Here is a 2,073-nt window from a genome sequence, read left to right on the forward strand (position 1 = left end):
ACCAGCACCGAAGGTAATGCCCTCTAAGCCTTTAAGCTCTTTCGCTAAGCGAAGTGTTAATGTCTTTTGACCATCAGCGATGACACCGATATTGTTATCTTGACTCAACTGAGCATTATCTGTAATACCACCGGTAACGGTAAGCTTCTGATTTAACTTCAGTTTATTTTCATTACCGATGTCGCCGGCAAATTGCATGCCGTCATTCATGGTTGCGAGTTCATGCGTCTTCGTACCTTCTTTGACAACAAGACGTGTTTCTCCGTCTTTGCCATCAACGCCGACTTTGCCATTTTGTGTAGTAATGCTTACTGCATTCGTACCATCTTTGCCCTTCATACCGATAGAGCCATCTTGGCCATTCAATGTAACACTATTGCCGTCTTTGCCGGTAACGCCCATCTTGCCGTCTTTACCGTCAAGAGAAATAGTATTTTTCTTACCGTTTTCATCGGTAGCACCATTGATAATCGTAGTACCATCTTTACCATTGATAGTAACAGACGCGCCATCCTTACCATTAGCACCTTTCGGGCCTTTCGCACCGATTGTACCGTCTTTCGCGTTCATGGTAACAGTGGTACCGTCTGTACCTGTACCGCCAATCGTACCGTCTTTACCATTCATGATAACAGTTGTACCGTCTGTGCCTTTAGCGCCCACTGTACCATCTTTACCATTTACTGTAACGGTTGTGCCATCTTTCGCCTTGCTTTCAATCTTACCATCTTTACCGTCAATAGTGACTTTTTCACCGTCTTTACCATTGACAGTCACCTTGCCATCTTTGCCAGCTTGTCCAGGTTGTCCTTCTTTGCCGACTTCGATGTCATCTTTCAAAGAATAGGTAACTTTCTTAGCATTCTTATCCAATGTGACTTCAAGACTATTACCTGCAGCAAATTCGACAGTTTCTTTCTTATCTTGACCTAAAGCAACGTTAGCTCTGTTATCGGCTGTATCTTGACCTACCAAAATATCAAAACCTTGATTTGTCTTGTACAATTGACTACCATTGATAGCTTCTTTACTGTTTTCAGATACATCGCCAGCTTTTACATTCTTGATAACTGTGCCATTTGTATCGCCACCTAAGGTAATAGAGTTTTTGTCGACTTCACCAGTAGCTTTTTTATCATACTTAACAGAGAAATCATCGGTAGCAGTTGCTTTATCTAAGACTTCCTTCAATTGACCTTGGCTCGCTGCCTGATCCGCTTTCATTTTAGTCAAATCAGTTGGCAATTTTGTATTGGAAAGTCCGGTAATTACCTTATTTTCTCCATCTACAGTGATGCTGTCTGTACTACCATCTTTACCGAAGGTCATTTTCTTGATGTTTTCGATAGTCTTCGCATTGCCGTCAATCTTCATCGGATTTGTTTTATCTTTACTGTTAAAGGTAATGTCTTCCAAATCAGAAAGGTTCTTCGCCAAACGTATCTTCATCTTCGCATTGTTACCATCTGTTTCATCTACAATGGATTCTACGCCGATGTTATTATCGGTCAAGTTGGTGATGGTTTCATGATCTTTAACAATTTTAGCGCCGCCAACGATATTTACTTGATTATTTAGTTTTACGCCTACCGCTGTGCCATCATCGCCTTTGAACTTCAACCCATCATTCATGGTGGCTACTTCGTTCACATGGTTGCCTTCTTTAACGATAATACGGGTTTCTCCATCCTTACCGTCAAGTCCTACTTTACCATCTCCACTGGTAATAGTAACCGCATTTTTACCATCTTTACCATTCATGCCGATGGATCCGTCTTTACCGTTCAATACAACAGAGCTACCATCTTTGCCATTTGTTCCAATTGTACCGTCTTTACCAGAAATAGTAACGGTATTTGTCTTACCATCAGCACCTTTTGGTCCTTGAATACCGATTTCACCATTCTTACCGTTAATAGTAACTTTTTCGCCGTCTTTACCATTGACAGTGATTTTACCGTCCTTACCATCGTTGCCTTCTTTCCCGACTTCGATGTCATCTTTCAGTGCATACGTAATCTTCTTACCGTTTTTGCTGATTTCAAGACCGTTTCCGGCATCAAAACCGAAGGC

The 2,073-nt window shown here is 41.6% G+C and carries 1 pseudogene; it reads right to left on the minus strand.

Going from position 1 to position 2,073, the window contains the following annotated elements:
* Window positions 1-2,073: pseudogene (locus HMPREF1040_RS08100) on the minus strand (hypothetical protein); the annotation flags it as partial.

It is taken from the genome of Megasphaera sp. UPII 135-E (genome assembly GCF_000221545.1).
In the GTDB taxonomy this organism is placed as follows: Bacteria; Bacillota; Negativicutes; order Veillonellales; family Megasphaeraceae; genus Megasphaera; species Megasphaera hutchinsoni.